General features: G+C 29.3%; 14 protein-coding genes and 1 riboswitch. Of the genes, 4 read left to right on the top strand and 10 right to left on the bottom strand.

The window, feature by feature from the left end; genetic code table 11:
- Positions 1-10: 10 nt before the first annotated feature.
- From J2Z42_RS07360 to J2Z42_RS07345, 4 genes are all read right to left on the bottom strand, one after another.
- A complete protein-coding gene (locus tag J2Z42_RS07360) occupies positions 11-1,255 on the bottom strand; it encodes an Nramp family divalent metal transporter (RefSeq protein WP_209701999.1) in 1,245 nt (414 codons plus the stop codon).
- Positions 1,256-1,270: 15 nt separating this feature from the next.
- Positions 1,271-2,497 (bottom strand): magnesium transporter, encoded by a 1,227-nt coding sequence (locus tag J2Z42_RS07355; RefSeq protein ID WP_209701998.1) that lies wholly within the window; start codon positions 2,495-2,497, stop codon positions 1,271-1,273.
- 228 nt (positions 2,498-2,725) lie between these two features.
- A riboswitch (M-box (ykoK) riboswitch) is annotated at positions 2,726-2,913 on the bottom strand.
- 97 nt (positions 2,914-3,010) lie between these two features.
- Complete coding sequence (locus J2Z42_RS07350; protein WP_209701997.1) at positions 3,011-3,625, bottom strand: manganese efflux pump; 615 nt, start codon at positions 3,623-3,625, stop codon at positions 3,011-3,013.
- Positions 3,626-3,778: 153 nt separating this feature from the next.
- Entirely contained in the window at positions 3,779-5,179 is a 1,401-nt protein-coding gene (locus tag J2Z42_RS07345) for an MFS transporter (RefSeq protein WP_209701996.1), read from the bottom strand.
- Between the two features lie 375 nt (positions 5,180-5,554).
- On the opposite strand from J2Z42_RS07345, the gene J2Z42_RS07340 reads away from it, so the two are divergent.
- Positions 5,555-6,745 (top strand): MGDG synthase family glycosyltransferase, encoded by a 1,191-nt coding sequence (locus J2Z42_RS07340; RefSeq protein WP_209701995.1) that lies wholly within the window; start codon positions 5,555-5,557, stop codon positions 6,743-6,745.
- Between the two features lie 149 nt (positions 6,746-6,894).
- On the opposite strand, the gene J2Z42_RS07335 is transcribed toward J2Z42_RS07340, so the two are convergent.
- The 3 genes from J2Z42_RS07335 to iolG all read right to left on the bottom strand — a co-directional run bounded on the left by J2Z42_RS07335 (position 6,895) and on the right by iolG (position 9,259).
- Positions 6,895-7,329, bottom strand: coding sequence for a hypothetical protein (locus J2Z42_RS07335; protein WP_209701994.1), 435 nt, complete (start codon positions 7,327-7,329; stop codon positions 6,895-6,897).
- Positions 7,330-7,458: 129 nt separating this feature from the next.
- Positions 7,459-8,247: a TIM barrel protein gene (locus J2Z42_RS07330; RefSeq protein WP_209701993.1), complete on the bottom strand. Its 789-nt coding sequence runs from the start codon at positions 8,245-8,247 to the stop codon at positions 7,459-7,461.
- A gap of 1 nt (position 8,248) precedes the next feature.
- Positions 8,249-9,259, bottom strand: a complete 1,011-nt coding sequence (gene iolG, locus J2Z42_RS07325) for an inositol 2-dehydrogenase (protein ID WP_342590012.1) — start codon at positions 9,257-9,259, stop codon at positions 8,249-8,251.
- A gap of 344 nt (positions 9,260-9,603) precedes the next feature.
- On the opposite strand from iolG, the gene J2Z42_RS07320 reads away from it, so the two are divergent.
- Positions 9,604-10,659 (top strand): LacI family DNA-binding transcriptional regulator, encoded by a 1,056-nt coding sequence (locus J2Z42_RS07320; RefSeq protein ID WP_209701991.1) that lies wholly within the window; start codon positions 9,604-9,606, stop codon positions 10,657-10,659.
- A gap of 95 nt (positions 10,660-10,754) precedes the next feature.
- Here J2Z42_RS07320 and J2Z42_RS07315 read toward each other — a convergent pair whose 3' ends face one another.
- The 3 genes from J2Z42_RS07315 to J2Z42_RS07305 form a co-directional block, all read right to left on the bottom strand.
- Positions 10,755-12,161 (bottom strand): sugar porter family MFS transporter, encoded by a 1,407-nt coding sequence (locus J2Z42_RS07315; RefSeq protein WP_209701990.1) that lies wholly within the window; start codon positions 12,159-12,161, stop codon positions 10,755-10,757.
- 213 nt (positions 12,162-12,374) lie between these two features.
- Positions 12,375-12,518, bottom strand: coding sequence for a hypothetical protein (locus J2Z42_RS07310; protein WP_209701989.1), 144 nt, complete (start codon positions 12,516-12,518; stop codon positions 12,375-12,377).
- 962 nt (positions 12,519-13,480) lie between these two features.
- Entirely contained in the window at positions 13,481-14,017 is a 537-nt protein-coding gene (locus J2Z42_RS07305) for a phosphatase PAP2 family protein (protein WP_209701988.1), read from the bottom strand.
- A 365-nt stretch (positions 14,018-14,382) separates the two neighbouring features.
- Here J2Z42_RS07305 and J2Z42_RS07300 point away from each other — a divergent pair, with 365 nt between their 5' ends.
- Both J2Z42_RS07300 and J2Z42_RS07295 read left to right on the top strand, forming a co-directional pair.
- The gene (locus tag J2Z42_RS07300) at positions 14,383-14,826 is read left to right on the top strand and encodes a helix-turn-helix domain-containing protein (protein WP_209701987.1); all 444 of its coding nucleotides are present in this window, start codon (positions 14,383-14,385) and stop codon (positions 14,824-14,826) included.
- 94 nt (positions 14,827-14,920) lie between these two features.
- Complete coding sequence (locus tag J2Z42_RS07295) at positions 14,921-16,117, top strand: MFS transporter (protein WP_439897318.1); 1,197 nt, start codon at positions 14,921-14,923, stop codon at positions 16,115-16,117.
- Positions 16,118-16,361 lie beyond the last annotated feature (244 nt).

Genomic DNA, 16,361 nt, shown 5'->3' with positions numbered 1-16,361 from the left:
ATAGGCTTAATTATTTAGTTATAATAGGTTCAAATGTCAAAATAATTGTTAATATAATTAAAACTACAATAGTTGTCCATCCAATTACATTCTTAATTTTACTATTTATATATTTTCCCATAATTTCTGTATTGTTTACCATTAACATCATACAAATCAGAACTACAGGCAATAATATACCATTTATAACCTGCGATCCTAATGTTATTTGTATTAAAGGAATTCCAGGAATAAGTATTATAGCAATACCAATAATAACTATTGCTGTAAATAGTGTAAAAAACTCTGGTGCCTCCTTTAATTTTTTATCTATGCCCGCTTCAAATCCAAAAGCCTCACAAATATAAAAAGCTGTAGCTAAAGGTAGTATTGTAGCTGAAAATATAGAAGCTATAAAAAGTCCAAAGGCAAATATTTGAGATGCAAAAGCACCTGCGAGTGGTTTTAAAGCTACCGCTGCATCTTTAGCTTCTTCTATTTTAATTCCACTTTTATGAAGAGTTGCACCACATGCTACAATTATAAAAAAAGCAACTACAACTGTAATAATACTGCCAACGACTACATCCCAAAATTCGTATTTAAAGTTTTTAATCTCAAGACCTTTTTCTATAACTGCTGATTGCATATAAAACTGCATCCATGGAGCAATAGTAGTTCCTACCATGCCGATAACCATACTTATATAGTTGAAATCAGTTCCAATAGTAGGATGAATTACAGCATTACCTATTTCATTCCAGTCCGGCTTAGCAAGAAATGCAGACGCAATATATGATAATAAAAATACACTGAAAACTAAAAATATCTTTTCAGTAACTTTATATGTACCCTTTACTACAAGAATCCATACTGCAATAGCTGCTAATGGTACCGATATATATTTACTTATTCCTAAAACCTGCATACTACCTGCAACACCGGCAAACTCAGTAGCTGTATTTCCTATGTCTGCAATGATTAATCCAATAAATATAAAGAATGTTACCTTAACACCAAAGTTTTCTCTAATTAAATCTGCTAGACCTTTACCTGTAACTATACCCATTCTAGCATTCATTTCCTGTACTACAAGAAGTACAATAAAGCAAGGGATTAATGACCAAAGTAATTTATAACCATAGGCAGCACCAGCTACAGAATATGTTGTAATACCTCCTGCATCATTATCTACACTGCCTGTTATAATTCCTGGACCTATAACACTTAAAAATATCAATAGATTTGCCATCCATGTTTTTCGCTTTGCCTTCATTTTTCATACCTCCCTCTATTTATATTTCTTATTGTACTTAGTAACTTCATAAAGAACATCATTTATACTTACATTTCCAATTAATCTCATTTGTTCATCTACTACAGGTATAGCAAATAAATTATATTTTATTATAGATTTAACTAAATCGTTTATTTTATCTATGTCCTTTATATATATAACTTCTTTATTCATGATGTTTTCTAATTTTTTATCAGAATTAGAAACAATTAAGTCCTTTAAAGATATTGATCCAACAAGTTTATTTATGTCACTTACAACATAAACATAATAAAATTCATCAATTTCTTCTGTTGATTGACAAATATCATTTATTACATCACCTACTGTATAGTCAGATGGGCATGATATGAAATCAGTATTCATAAGACTTCCGACTAAATATTCTTTATATTGCATAAGTTCTCTTATTTCATCTGAAGCTTCTTTTTCCATATTATTAAGCAATTCTTCTGCTTTATTTTCATCTAATCCATCCAATGCATCAGCTGCTTCATCTGATGGCATTTCTTCTAGTACATCAACTGCTTTATCTGTGGACAATGTTCTAAGCAAATTTACCTGTACACTTTCTTCTAACTCTTCTAAAACATCTGCTGCCTTAGCATTATCTAAGCTAGAAAAAATAATTGCACCTGTGTTTACATCAAAATCTTCAATTATATCTGCAAGATCCGAAGGATGAAGTGTGTGTAGTTTATTATAACTTTTTGAAAGTAAAATATCCTTTGAAGTAAATGCTGCTTGAATTTCATCCCATAACATCAATTTACTTGATACTTTAAATCCTAATCTTTTCAATGGCTTGGCAATTCCAATCCTTCTTAATAATCCTTCCATGCCGATATCCACTGCTGCAATAAACATACCTGAAGATAATATAACTAATCTAACATCATTGGCCCTAACTACTTTTCTTCCATTAACATCAATAATTTGTTTATCCAGAACATACTTTTTAAGCAGCATATAGTTACCTAAATCTTTATTTTGAACTTTATTACATACTAAAATATATTGTCCTTTTTCTTTAGAAACACTAATATTATCAAAATCAATAAACTTTGTTCCTTCTTTTGTTTTAACCTCAGCTACGGTAACCTTTGGATTTTTAAAGTTTACATCAACAGCTAAATCTTTCAAGGTTCCTAATATTTGAGTTTTATTAATATATATATTATTACCTAATAGTCTACTCAGATAAGCACTTTTAAATTCCATTATGCACACTCCTCTTCTTTAAGAGTGCATAATAAAAAATTTAATTAGAATACACCCTTATGTATTTTTAGCAATAATTTTTGTATAGATATTTTGGTGATATGGGCTACTATCCATTAAATTTATCACTCTCCTTAGATTTATAATTTAAAGAGTTTTTTATACAATAAAAAACTCTTCGCAACAAAGTGAAGAGTTTAATCTTTTATTAAATCAAACATCAAAAACAACACATCTTCACTCGTTGAGTTTTGGCATTGTATAGCTTTGAACATAAACACATATATACATAAGTGTTGTCAGCTACATTAAGTAAAACCTTAATCCGGTAATACCTGCTAACCCATTGGCGTCTCTCGACATTTCTGGGCAGTAGCGTATATCTTATACAGTAACCTCACCTAACAAGATTATTAAATTTTAAATAAAAAATAAGTTAATTATCAATTAATATTAATTTCGCATTATTATATTATGTTTAAAATCATATAATGTCAATATATTTTTAAAATATCAATTAAAGAATTCAATTATGCCAAGTATTATTAACAATATTCCTGAAATTAATGGTGCATATTTACCAAATAATTTACCAAATACATGATTACCTACAGTCTCACCAATTATAATTGAAAGAATACTTAAGATAAATGTAAATATGACTGTAAATTGAATACTAACTCCTGTTATACTAGCTGCTATCCCAGTACCTAAATTGTTAAAAGTTAATCCAAATGCTACAATGAAAGCTTCTTTTATATTTATATCACCAGAGCTGTCCAAATCTGACTTTTGAGCATATTCAATCATATCAGTAACATCTTTTAAAGCAAGTTCCTTTGATTTTTTATTATTTATAAGTTTTATTATACTTTGTGTTACAAAATATACTCCTAATATAGCAATAACTATAGATCCTAAAACATTTGCTATAAAATGAGGCAAAAATTTTGATATATACACTCCTAGTGACATTGATAAAAATGTTCCTGTACAAGTTATAACTGCTATTGTAAGATTAGGAATTATTCCTATCTTTATTTTCTTTATTCCATAAGCAATACCTACAACTACATTATCTAAATTAGAGGATAAACTAAACAATAATGCAGATAAAATTAATGCCATATATAGTTTCCTTTTTATTCTTCACACTTTAATATATGATTTTAAGTTTTTTGTGTGCTTAGGCATCAAAAAGAAATATTCATTGACATTTTTATTTCTTCTAATATCAATTTATTCCTCTTTTTTATCAAATACATAATATCTAATAGTGCTTCACTTAATTAATTTAGCTCGTTTACGAAGAATCGATTTTACTTCATTTATGTCTTCCTCATTATTCTTTGCCATCTTTATATAAAATAAAGATGAGGGAATTAAAAACAATTGAAATAATACTAACGTAATTATATAATTCTTCGGTTCCTTTGCATATAATGAAACAACGGATAACAAAGTACCAACTCCAGCATTTCCTAAAGTCCTTCCTAAACCATTTGCAAGGTTGGCTATACTAAAGGCTGTTCCTCTATATTCAGGAAGATTTACATCAGTTATTAAAGCAAGCCAATTTGGTGTATTTGCAGATTGAGCTGCACTTGCAAAAAAAGACAATAAAAATATCACACTTATCCAAGGGTTCATAATAATTTGCTTTAATAAGTCAAAAAGTATTAATAAAGATTTATTATTATCGGGTAATACTAGTTTATTCATTGGAATTACAAACATTACTGCATAAAATATCATGGTTGCAAAAACAAAAAAAGATGTAAGCAATGATCTTCCTTTATATGTTTTTGTCTGAAGTACATCGCCAATATATCCAAAAAAAGGTGATGTCAAACCACCTAATTGAAATATGGCAAAAAGATATCCTGAGGCAATAATTGCAGTATTCATACTATATCCTTCACTTTGAATTTTTGAGATATATAATGTTGGAAGCCATATTAAACTTCCAGTTGTTATATTCATAAAAAATGACTGTAAAAACAATAATATATTGCTCTTTCTGGAAATAATATCATATAAATATTTAAATTCAATGCTGGGATCATACTTATATCCTTGTTTAAGGATATCTTGTAATTCCGGCTCTGATTCACCTAGTTTAGGTTCTCTTACAAAAAAATAAAAAATAATTAATGAGAATCCTATAATACTGACAATTTCAAAAGGTTTTCTCCAACTTGTAGAAGGTGCAATAAGTGATGCCATTAAAGCTCCTGCTATTCCTCCAAATCCTTGCGACATACCCCAAAGACTTAATAACATTCCCCGGAATTTATAAGGAATATAATCAGTCAAAACACTAAATCCAATTGAGGCTATGCACCCAAGTCCTAATCCAGTAAAAAATTGAAAAATAAATAGTTGAGTATAGCTGTTACAACGTGAAGTTAAATATACTGATGCTGACCATAGAATAGTACCTATCATAATAAGTCTTTTTCTATTAAATTTTCCTGCAAGGTAACCCCAGCCGATTGAGGAAAAAGCTGTAATCAAAATGTTAATAGCTGAAACAATTCCCAATGAATACACTTGTATATTTAAATCCTTTGCAATAGATGAAAAAAGTGGTGGAAATAATCCTATAATTATATTGTCAAAAGCTGCAAGGGCTACAAAAACAAATATTGTATAAGTTATTTTTATATTACCAGTATTCATAATAGTCTAGAGCTCCTTTAAAATTTGTATTTCCATCTATCATTTTTCCCTAAAAATCTAATAACATAACATTTAATGATTTCGTATCTGATTTAACCTCTTAACATATTAATGTCTTAATCTATATTTTTACCTTATAAGATTAAAATTACATTAAAATCAAATTAAAAACGCCTTAATAACTTCAATCTAATAACTTGTACTGCAAAATCAATTTATAAAAAATAAAAAACTGCTTAAAATAAATAATAAATTTAATTTAATTTTAATAAAATCTTAAACCTATTTTAATTTAGCTAAATTATATTACAAGTGATGATGGTATCTTACTTAACAATACTAATACCTAATTTAGCTAATGAAGGGAGGTACATTATGATTAATAATATACTCATCATTTCATCTGATTTTACAGGACATGGTCATAAAAGCATAGCAGAGGCTTTATGTGAAAAATTTAAAAAACATGATAACATTAGAATTCATGTTGTTGATGGATTTTCTCTTGGCGGAACAACCTTATTAAATATAGGCAAGGCTTATGGTCCAATCACTAGGAAGTCTGAAAGCTTATGGGAATTGATATGGGATATATCCTCTAATAATCCTTCATTTATTAATGAAATAGTAGAATTTAAAATAAAAGATAGATTTTTAAAACTATTAAAAGAAGTTCATCCTGATTTAATTCTGACAATACATCCTAATTTTAATGGATCTGTTATAAATATACTTGAAAAATATGATATTAAAATACCCGTGGTTACTCTTATTGCAGATTTAATAAGTATATCACCACTATGGGCAGATCCAAGAGCTAATTACATTATAAGTCCTACACAAGAGGCAAAAAACAAATGTATAGAATTTGGTGTCATAGAAAATAAAATAAAAGTTTTAGGATTTCCTGTACGTTCAAGATTTTACAACTATTTAAATAGTTACATGAAACATAATAATTACAATGCAAATAGACCTTTGAAATGCTTGATAATGAGCGGCGGCGAAGGTGTTGGCAATATGGAAAAAATAGCTGAAATTCTTCTCCTTAATTTTAATTGTACAATAAAGATTGTTACAGGTAGAAATACCGCATTAAAAAATAAATTGCAGCAATCATTAGTTGAAAAATACGGAAGTAAAGTTGAAATATATGGTTTTCTCGAAAACATACAGGATTTAATGTTATCTTCTGACATAGCATTCACAAGAGGAAGTCCAAATGTTATGCTGGAAGCTATAGCATGCAATATTCCACTAATAATCACAGGTGCTCTACCAGGTCAGGAAGAGGAGAATCCAAAATTTATTGAAAAGCACAATCTTGGAGTAGTATGCAGTGATATTAATAACATACAAATTATTATAAATAACTTAATTGCAAATAATGGAGTTAAATTAAACAAAATTAAACATGCTCAAAAAGTTTTCAGTAATCCATATACTGCAGAAAATATTGTGAATTTTATTTTAAACATAGGTAATGATTCTAATAAAGTTACAATACAAAAAAATGAAGTTCCTTTTGTCACTAAAAATTTAGATAACCCTATTGTATATAAATAAGTATTTATACAAACATTATTCAACAGCCTATTGCATATTTTTATTTTGCTTTTTAAACATAAATATACTCCCCTTAGATATACAATTTTATTATTTTAACTATCTATTCTAAAGAGAGTATATTTTTACATAAATTTTATAACTTAATATTATTTATTTACTTTTTCTTTAAAAAGCTGCATTTTTTTTGATTTAGCTTGACTAAGCGTCATTGTGTGTACATTTTTATTATTTTTTATAGTGCTATCAGTTCTGTTAAAATGATATATAGTGCTTCCTGGAACATAATAAACTATAGTATTACCATTCTTGGTATTTGCCGAAGTTGTATTTTTAACAGATTTATTAGTAGTCTGTTCAGGCTTAGTTGAATTTTGAGCCTTGCTATTTTTCTCTTGATTCTCAGTAGTATTTTTAGACTCGTCTGTATTTTGATCATTAGCCTTTTGAGCTGTTGATTTGACAGTTGTTGACTTAGTATCACCTGATTTAGCTTTAGAACCACATCCAGCAAAAGCTAGCATGCTTAAACATACTAGCATAATTAAAAATATTATTTTGGTATTATTTCTTTTGTGAATCATCTTTTGAATCCCCCTAAAAATATAATATATTTTATTTCAGTTATATTATAATCATTTATTTGAATATTGTCCATATATTTCCAATAAATAATATATGCTGGGGTAATATTTATTTTCTTAATTCTTTTGTCAACAATTCTCCATAATAGCTTTTACCGCTTCAGCTGTATCTGTAAGTGGAAATAATTCATATCCTACAAATCCAGTGTAACCACATGCTTCCAAATGACGAATTACTTTTTTATAATTAATTTCACCAGTTCCGGGCTCATGACGTCCTGGTGCATCTGCCACATGAATATGTCCCATTTGATCTACGTAATTGGTAATTGTATCACAGATACATCCTTCATTAATCTGCATATGGTAAACATCATATAACAGTTTCAATTGCTGAGAATTGATAAGGCGACAGATTTCTGCTCCCATTTGAGTGTATTTTAGAAAATTTCCTACATGATCTGTTGTAATATTTAAAGCTTCTAGATTCAGGTTAATTTTCTCTTCTTCTGCAATCTTTGCACAAGCTAAAAGCACATCATACATAGAACAAAGTTTTACGGTATCAGACAAATTATCATAGTGATTTACAACTACGCCACCTTCTCCTAATGCATTGGAGTGTATTGTAACACTGTGTGCACCCACCTGTTTTGCTGCCGCAATAGACTGTTTTAAATAATTCAAATATTTTTCTTTGTGAGTTGGATCAACCAAAGAGTAGCCTGCATCTCCGTTGAAACCACTTATTGTAATTTTAGCGACTTCTGCTGCTTTTCTAGTTGCTTCTAGATCCCTAACTCTCCAGTCCCAAAATTCTACTGCTTCAAACCCATCATTCTTGGCTGCTTGAAATCTCTCAAGCCATGGCAATTCTGTATATAAGGTATCAATGCATGCACATTTTCTTAAAGCCATATTATTCTACCTCCGATATTTTAACTGGTCTTCCTTCTTTTAACGACTTAGTTGCTGCTGCAGCCATTAATACAGGATACAATCCATCCACTCCAGTAACCAGTGTTTCTTTATTATTATCAATAGCATCTAAAAATGCATGCATTTCTGCAACAAAAGCACCTGTATAACGATCCCACATAACCTTATACGTATTTTCACAACTTGTCCTGTCTTCATTGCATAATACCGCAGTATTCGGAATATCATTATTGTTAAATGCACATCCCTCAGAACCAAAAACCTCCACACGTTGATCATATCCATAAACAGCTTTTCTACTATTGTCGATAATTCCAATTGCATCGTTTTCAAATTTTAGTGTAACAACAGCAGTATCTACATCACCTGCTTTACCAATTTCAGGGTCTACCAATACAGATCCTACTGCATTAACTTCTGTAACTTCAGAACCGGCAAGAAATCGTGCCATATCAAAATCATGAATCATCATATCATAGAAAATACCGCCAGATACTTTTACATAATCAATAGAAGGTGGTTCAGGATCTCTGGAACTGATTTTGATAATGTTTACTTTTCCTACTTTTCCGTCACGTACCATACTATATACAGCATGATGATTATGGTCAAATCTACGACAGAAACCAATCTGCAGCTTTACACCTGCATTTTTTGCAGCATCAATTGCTTCATGTACTCTTTTTAAATCATAATCAATTGGCTTTTCACAAAAAATATGTTTTCCTGCCTTTGCTGCTTTTATAATGTATTTTGCATGTGTATCTGTAGATGAGCAAATTAAAACTGCTTCAATTTCTGGATCATTTAAAATGTCATTTGCATCCTTAGTGATATTTGGAATCCCATATTTTTTTGCAAATTGTTCCATATTTTTATTCATAAATGGATCTACAATCGTTTTAATCTGAATTTCTGGTATATACATAGAAATGTTTCTTGCGTGTACTTTGCCTATTCTTCCTGCACCAATAATACCTACTTTCATAATAAAAACCTCCACTTTCCTATTTTTAATTTTTTCCACTTCAACTTTTATGTTTTATGTGCTTTTGCACAAATATGTGCTTTTATAGTTCAAATTATATCTAATATTTTCCTTTATGTCAATACAAGTTTTATTAAAATCCTATATTTTCAATATTATATTTAAAATTTTTTCTATATTTTACCTTATGTGCTTTTGAATACAACATTAAAAGTTACTAATGTTTACTACTATGAACTTAAGTTTAATTTAAACTGCGAATTACAACTATTGATAAATACTTTTTGGAATGATAAAATATTTATAATATATTTATGTAATAATAAAAAATAAAGGAAAGAATTACAATGGGAAAAAAAACTACTATACAAATGGTTGCTGAAAAAGCAGGTGTATCACGAGGTACTGTAGACCGTGTCTTACACAACCGTTCTTATGTTGCTCCTGGCGTACGCAATCGTGTAATGGATGCTATTCAGGAAACTGGCTATCTGTCTCCGCTTCAGGATCATAAACGCACTATTTATGAAAAAGCCTTTTCTCCGATAAGATTAGGTGTCCTGATTCCTAACTGGACAGGACATTTTAAAACAGAAATTCTGCGTGGAGTGGATGCTGCTCGGACAGATCTTGTAGATTTTCATGTAAAAATCATACTTATGGAATGCCAGACAGATATTCCAGAAGAAACAATTGAGCTGTTAGATACTTTAATCGCACAGAATGTACAGGGAATCGCCCTCTGTTCTGTTAATGCTCCTGCTATTGAAAAAAAGGTTTCTGAATTGACAGATATGAATATTCCTGTAATTACATTTAATTCTGATCTTCCTAACAGTCGGAGACTTTGTTTTATAGGACAAAACTATCAACAGAGTGGTCGCATTGCTGCTGAACTTATGAGCAAATGTGTACCTATGACAAGTAAAATTTTGGCTGTAGTTGGAAATATGGAATTTGATGGTCACCGCATGCGCCTCAATGGTTTCTGCCAGCGTATGTACGAACTGGGTTTTAAAAAAAGTCAGATTGAAATTATTGAAACTTACAATGACTATCGAACAACTTACCGTAAGGTTTCAGAATCTTTAAAACAAATTCCACAACTTTCTGCAATCTATATGGCTAACCGCAGTGTAGCCGGATGCACCGAAGCAGTTAGTACTGCCGGTAAAAAAGGGACTCTACGTATTATATGTCATGATTTATCTGAGAGCACCAAACGACTGCTTCAAAACGGAAGTATAGATTTTACTATTTCTCAAAACATTTTCCAGCAGGGCTATCTCCCATTAGTTTATTTAAGAGAGTTGCTGCAAAAAGGAAATTTTCCAAAATTCAAACAGACAGACACCAATATATCCATTATTTGTTCTCAAAACATGGAAAATATTTTACAATAATTTTAAACATAGCAAGAGATTTGCACATAAATTTAAATATTCAAAAACTCAGCACTTTTAAAAGTGCTGAGTTTTTGAATATTAATTAATATAATTTAGTCAACAGTTACTTTACTATTATTATTTTTATAATTTCTAAATTGTTTTTCTAATTCCTCTAAAGACTTTCCATAAGTTTCAGGTACAAATACATTAGAACATACTATACATATAATACCCAATCCTACAAATACAAAAAATGTATTAGATAAACCAAAAGTAGCTATTGCCATAGGGAATACTAAACCAATCCCAAAATTAGAGATCCAGTTAAAAAACGTTGCAACACCATATCCCATTCCTCTTACTTTAAGTGGGAAAATTTCAGACAGTATAAGCCATGTTACTGGACCTAGAGTAGATTGAAATATTGCTAAATAAACTACAGTCAATGCAACAACCATATATGGAAGTATAGTTGAACCTACCAAAACACGTGAAACTATACCCATTAAAAGTAAAGTTATAGTAGTTCCTAAATATCCACCTATCAACATAGGTCTCCTTCTACACCTATTTGCTAGATAATGCATATAAAACCAAGATCCAAGAACAGATACGCACCCATTTGATACATTTGCAATCAATGCCGTCCTAATACTAAAGCCTGATTGCTCTAATACCGTTGTTCCATAATATATTATTACATTGATGCCTGCAATTTGCTGTATAATAGCCAATACAAGTCCAACAACTACAAGATGACGAATCCATGGAATACCTAAATCCTTAAAGGTAGCCTTTTCCATATTTTTCTCATCATCAATATTTTTCTGTATTTCTCTAAAATCTGCCTCAGCTTCTGCATCATCACGTGTCTGTCTTAAAATTTCCAATGCCTGAGTCATTTTACCATTAGCTGCCAACCATCTAGGTGTTTCAGGAACTATAAACATACCAAACCATAATACAACTGCTGGCAAACTAGCCAAAGCTATCATATAACGCCAAATACCAGAATTATCAAAAACATTTCCCAAAATACTATTGAATACAAAAGCCAATAATTCTCCTGTAACAATCATTAATTGATCCTGACAAACAACACTACCTCTTATTTTTGTAGGTGCTATTTCAGCAAGTAACGTTGGCACAACAACAGATACTCCTCCTACTCCCAATCCTACTATAAATCTGCATATAATTATAACTGTTGAATTAGGTGAAAGCGCACATCCTATTGTAAAAACAAAGAAAATTGTAGCAAGTATTTTAAGTATCTTTTTTCTCCCATATTTATCAGCAAAACGTCCCCATAATACAGCACCAAAAGCTGCACCCAATAATAGCGAACTAGTAACAAGTCCTTGTGTCAAAGGTGTCAAATTCAATTGGTCTTTTCTACTCATAAAAGTAAGAGAGCCATTAATTATACCACTATTATAACCAAATAAAAGTGATCCAAAAGTAGCCAAAATCGATATTTTCTTTAAAAAATTTTTTCTCTTTATGCTTTCTTCCATTTTAATTCCCTCCTATATTTTAATTTTTTAGATATAATTATTAATGTACCTACATAATAGTTTAAATTTTAAATCAAAAAATTTTTTTAAACCTTTACATCTTTCGTACATTTATTACTTTCGTACCTTTAAATCTTGCTAATACTATTTCACTTACAGCTTATTCAAAAGTATTTTCTTTTTCTAAGTTCTACATATCATTATTTGTCCATCCTATATGACAATTCCTATTTTTATTTTGTCTTTATTAAACATTTGTATTTTTCTCCAAGCACCTATATAACGATCCCACATAATCTTATACGTATTTTCACAGCTTGTTCCATGTTCATTGCATAATACCGCTTTTTTATTCATAAATTAATCTGCAATCGTTTTAATCCTAATTTATGGTATACATATAAAAATATTTCTTGCTTGTACTTTTCCGGTTCTTCCTGCACCGATAATACCTACTTTCATAATAAAAACCTCCATTTTCCTACTTTTAATTTTTTCCATTTCAACTTTTACGTCTTGTGTTCTTTTGCACAAATATGTGCTTTTATAGTTCAAATTATATCCAATATTTTCCTCTATGTCAATACAAATTTTCTTAAAACACTATATCTTCAATATTATGTTTAAAATATTTTTTATATTTTACATTGTGTGCTTTTGAATATAACATCAAAAGTTACTAGTATTTAATACTGTTAACTTAAGTTTAATTTAAACTGCGAATTTTTAGATTATAATTTTAGTAGATAAAAATAGTAGTAATTACTGCTTAAAAAATAAATTGAGATACAAAAGTACCTCACATAGATGAATATTTACAATGGATACAATGGATCATATTTCAATTACTTTAGTAGAAAAATCTGATAACAAAATAGAATTGGGGCCATATTACTTAAGAATGGAAGAAAAGCAATATGGAGATTTTTTCAAGAAATGAATTTTAGCAAACTTATTTATGGATAGTTTTAAAATTTAAAATAAAAAGTTAACGGGATAATTTCGCCATTTCTGGCTTCAGACGAAATTTCATGGCCCTGCATGTGCCTCAATGGTTTCTGTCAAAGTATGTACAAACTATGCTTTAAAACAAATTCCACAACTTTCTGTGATCTATAAGCCATATGTTAGTACTACCGGTAAAAAAGTAACTCTGGCATATTATACATGATGTACCTAAAAGCACCAAACAACCGCTTCAAAGCGTTAGTATAAATTTTATTATTTCTTAAAACATTTTTCGGCAACTATTGTAATTTTTTAAAAATAGTTTTCTATAATAATTTTTGATAAAAAACAGGAAACATTGATAAATAACCTTATTGTAAAACTATAAAAATTAATTTAGAGCATAATATTCCAATTATAATCCCTGCTATAACATCTGTTGGATAATGTACATATAGATAGATTCTTGAAAAAGCTATTAAAAGAGCTATCCCCATAAATATCAACTTATACTGGCTAAAGTACATAGAAAGTACTTCTGCAACAGCAAATGAAGATAAGGTGTGTCCAGAAGGAAAAGAATAGGACATAGGTTTTGTAATCAAGAGGTTAAAATTAATACTATTTTGATAATTGCATGGTCTAACTCTTCTTACAATATGTTTTACTATTCCTTCGCCAACAATGGTACTTATAATTAATGTAAGTATCACTATATTTCCAATTGCTCTATATTGTTTATCCAATATTAAAATTCCAGCTATCGTAATCCATATAAATCCTCCATTACCCATACTTGTTACTATAGGCATTACTCTGTCAAAATATTTATTTTGCATATACTTTTTAACAACATATAAGATATAATTATCAAATATATTTATTCTTCTCAAAGTACTTAAGTACATATTCTCACCCCTTTCTCATAATAACTGTTATGTATTGACTTACTCTGTTAAACATATGAATTGTTATCTTATGAATTGTTATCTTAAAATTTCTTTGCATAAAATTGTACTTATTAAATAATCTTCGTTATGTTATACATTATCTACGCTTAAAATTAAAATTATATTAAAATAGCGTTAAACTTCTATAAAAAATTTCTTTATTGAACAGTATCATACTTAAATCCGTTTGTAAGAAAATATATAAATGCTTTGCTGTTAATTACATCTAAATATATGTTATATACAATCAATTTCATATTATATTCATTTATGTATTGTATCAAAAATAAATTTTGCTATAATTATATATGAGGTGAAAATACATGGACAATAGTATATTAAATGTTGAACAAGCAGTAGACTTTTTGGGGGTAAGTGAAAAAACACTAATAAAATTACTTAGAGAAGAACATATACCCGCCAGAAAGATAGGTAGAGAATGGAGATTTAGTAAAGAGGCTTTAATAAAATGGTTGTCTTCTGGTGATTCACGCAATTATATTAATAAAGCTGAAATCTATCAAATTTCTGTAGATGAATCTGGCAAGTCTGAGCAACTATTAAATAATATTTCTTCAAATATATCAAGTCTAAAAAGTACTAATAATATCAAACTTATTTTAAAAAAGCTTAATAATGATGTAAATATTCCTGAAGATGTGAGTTTAAGGATGAGTTATAAACAACAAAGAGATATTGAAAAGCTTGAATTTAAGATATACTGGCCTCAAAGAAAAGAGTACAAAATTGATATAAATCAAAAATAGAACTTTATAAGAAATTAGGAAAGTTTTTTGAAAACATAGCAACTTAGTTTTTAGTCATAACAGTAAATAATCTCAGAACAAAGGTGGTATGAGTGTGCATATTAATAATGAAAAAGATAAGAAGGTTTTAGGAATTGAACGCAACATCTTTTTTACTGGTATAACTAGCTTTTTAACAGATACAACCACGAAAATGATATATTCTATTATGCCATTATTTTTAATGTCTATAGGTGCATCAAAAACAGAGGTATCTCTTATTGAAGGAATTGCAGAAAGTACAGCTTCAGTTCTTAAAGCTGTATCTGGCTGGTGGAGCGATAAAATTGGCAAAAATAAACCTTTTATGATTATTGGGTATGGATTTACAGCTATTTTGTCTCCATTATTTTCAATAGTGACTTCGCCTTTGCAGGTGTTAGTTATCAGATTCAGCGAAAGGGTTGGAAAGGGAATAAGAACTGCTCCAAGAGATAGTCTTGTAGCTGGTTCATCAAGTGATAGTGAAAAAGGAAAAAATTTTGGGTTCCACAAGGCTATGGATAATAGCGGAGCAATAATAGGACCTCTTCTTGCTTTTATAATTTTATCAGTATTTCCTGGTAATTATCGAAAGGTATTTATATTTTCAGCTCTACCTGGTATATTTGGGTTAATTACTATAATCTTCTTTGTAAAAGAAGCTAAAAAAAGTAAAGATGCCCTTCCTAAGAAGATTACCCTTAATGACTTTTCATATAAATATTATATATTTCTATGTATTGCTTTTGTATTTACCCTTGGTAATTCAACCGATGCCTTGCTGCTGGTAAAAGCTAATGACATAGGTATAAAAGCTTTATTTATACCTATTGTATATTTGATATTTAACTCGGTATCAGTAATATTTGCCGTTCCTATGGGAATCCTCTCTGATAAATTTGGTAGAGAAAAACTTATTATCTTTGGATATTTGCTTTATTTTGTAATATACTTAGGTTTTGGAATGACAACTAATAAGCTTCTAGTAATTTTGCTATTTGCACTATATGGGCTTTACAGTGCAGCAACAGATGGAATACAAAAAGCACTGGTCTCAGACCTTATCGATAAAAATAAGAGGGGTACGGGATTGGGAATATATAATTCATTAATAGGTATAACCTTACTCCCCGCAAGTCTTATAGCTGGTGTTTTATATGATAAGGTTAATAATAGTGCTCCTTTTTATTTAGGTTCAGCAATGGCTTTAATTGCTGCAATATTAATGTTCTTATTTTACAAGAAATTTAACAAGGTGAATCAAATATAATCTAAACAAGCAAATTTCTTAAAATGTATCTTAACTGAATGTACAATTTTAGTAAAAAATTACACTCATAAAATTAAAATAAAACAATGCTAACTTTTAATAAATGATGGTCTTGAAAATATATAAGAACAAAGAATACAGTGTTTGAATATATAGAAATATTCTATATATTCAAACAAAATCCTGCATTCCTCATTATAAATATATTTCACCATAAGTAAATTGTTCAGTATAAGTTTTTTAA

The organism is Clostridium algifaecis (assembly GCF_017874415.1).
Lineage (GTDB): Bacteria > Bacillota > Clostridia > Clostridiales > Clostridiaceae > Clostridium_B > Clostridium_B algifaecis.
The sequence above is the reverse complement of the archived record's forward strand: the minus strand, read 5'-3'. Positions and strand labels throughout refer to the sequence as shown.

What these genes read in the sequence shown, in the direction of transcription:
- J2Z42_RS07340 (WP_209701995.1), top strand. Translation starts at nt 5,555, where the DNA reads ATGATTAATAATATACTCATCATTTCATCTGATTTTACAGGACATGGT.
- J2Z42_RS07345 (WP_209701996.1), bottom strand. Translation starts at nt 5,179, where the DNA reads ATGAATACTGGTAATATAAAAATAACTTATACAATATTTGTTTTTGTA.
- J2Z42_RS07355 (WP_209701998.1), bottom strand. Translation starts at nt 2,497, where the DNA reads ATGGAATTTAAAAGTGCTTATCTGAGTAGACTATTAGGTAATAATATA.
- J2Z42_RS07335 (WP_209701994.1), bottom strand. Translation starts at nt 7,329, where the DNA reads ATGATTCACAAAAGAAATAATACCAAAATAATATTTTTAATTATGCTA.
- J2Z42_RS07330 (WP_209701993.1), bottom strand. Translation starts at nt 8,247, where the DNA reads ATGGCTTTAAGAAAATGTGCATGCATTGATACCTTATATACAGAATTG.
- J2Z42_RS07310 (WP_209701989.1), bottom strand. Translation starts at nt 12,518, where the DNA reads ATGAATAAAAAAGCGGTATTATGCAATGAACATGGAACAAGCTGTGAA.
- J2Z42_RS07315 (WP_209701990.1), bottom strand. Translation starts at nt 12,161, where the DNA reads ATGGAAGAAAGCATAAAGAGAAAAAATTTTTTAAAGAAAATATCGATT.
- J2Z42_RS07350 (WP_209701997.1), bottom strand. Translation starts at nt 3,625, where the DNA reads ATGGCATTAATTTTATCTGCATTATTGTTTAGTTTATCCTCTAATTTA.
- J2Z42_RS07305 (WP_209701988.1), bottom strand. Translation starts at nt 14,017, where the DNA reads ATGTACTTAAGTACTTTGAGAAGAATAAATATATTTGATAATTATATC.
- J2Z42_RS07360 (WP_209701999.1), bottom strand. Translation starts at nt 1,255, where the DNA reads ATGAAGGCAAAGCGAAAAACATGGATGGCAAATCTATTGATATTTTTA.
- J2Z42_RS07300 (WP_209701987.1), top strand. Translation starts at nt 14,383, where the DNA reads ATGGACAATAGTATATTAAATGTTGAACAAGCAGTAGACTTTTTGGGG.
- J2Z42_RS07320 (WP_209701991.1), top strand. Translation starts at nt 9,604, where the DNA reads ATGGGAAAAAAAACTACTATACAAATGGTTGCTGAAAAAGCAGGTGTA.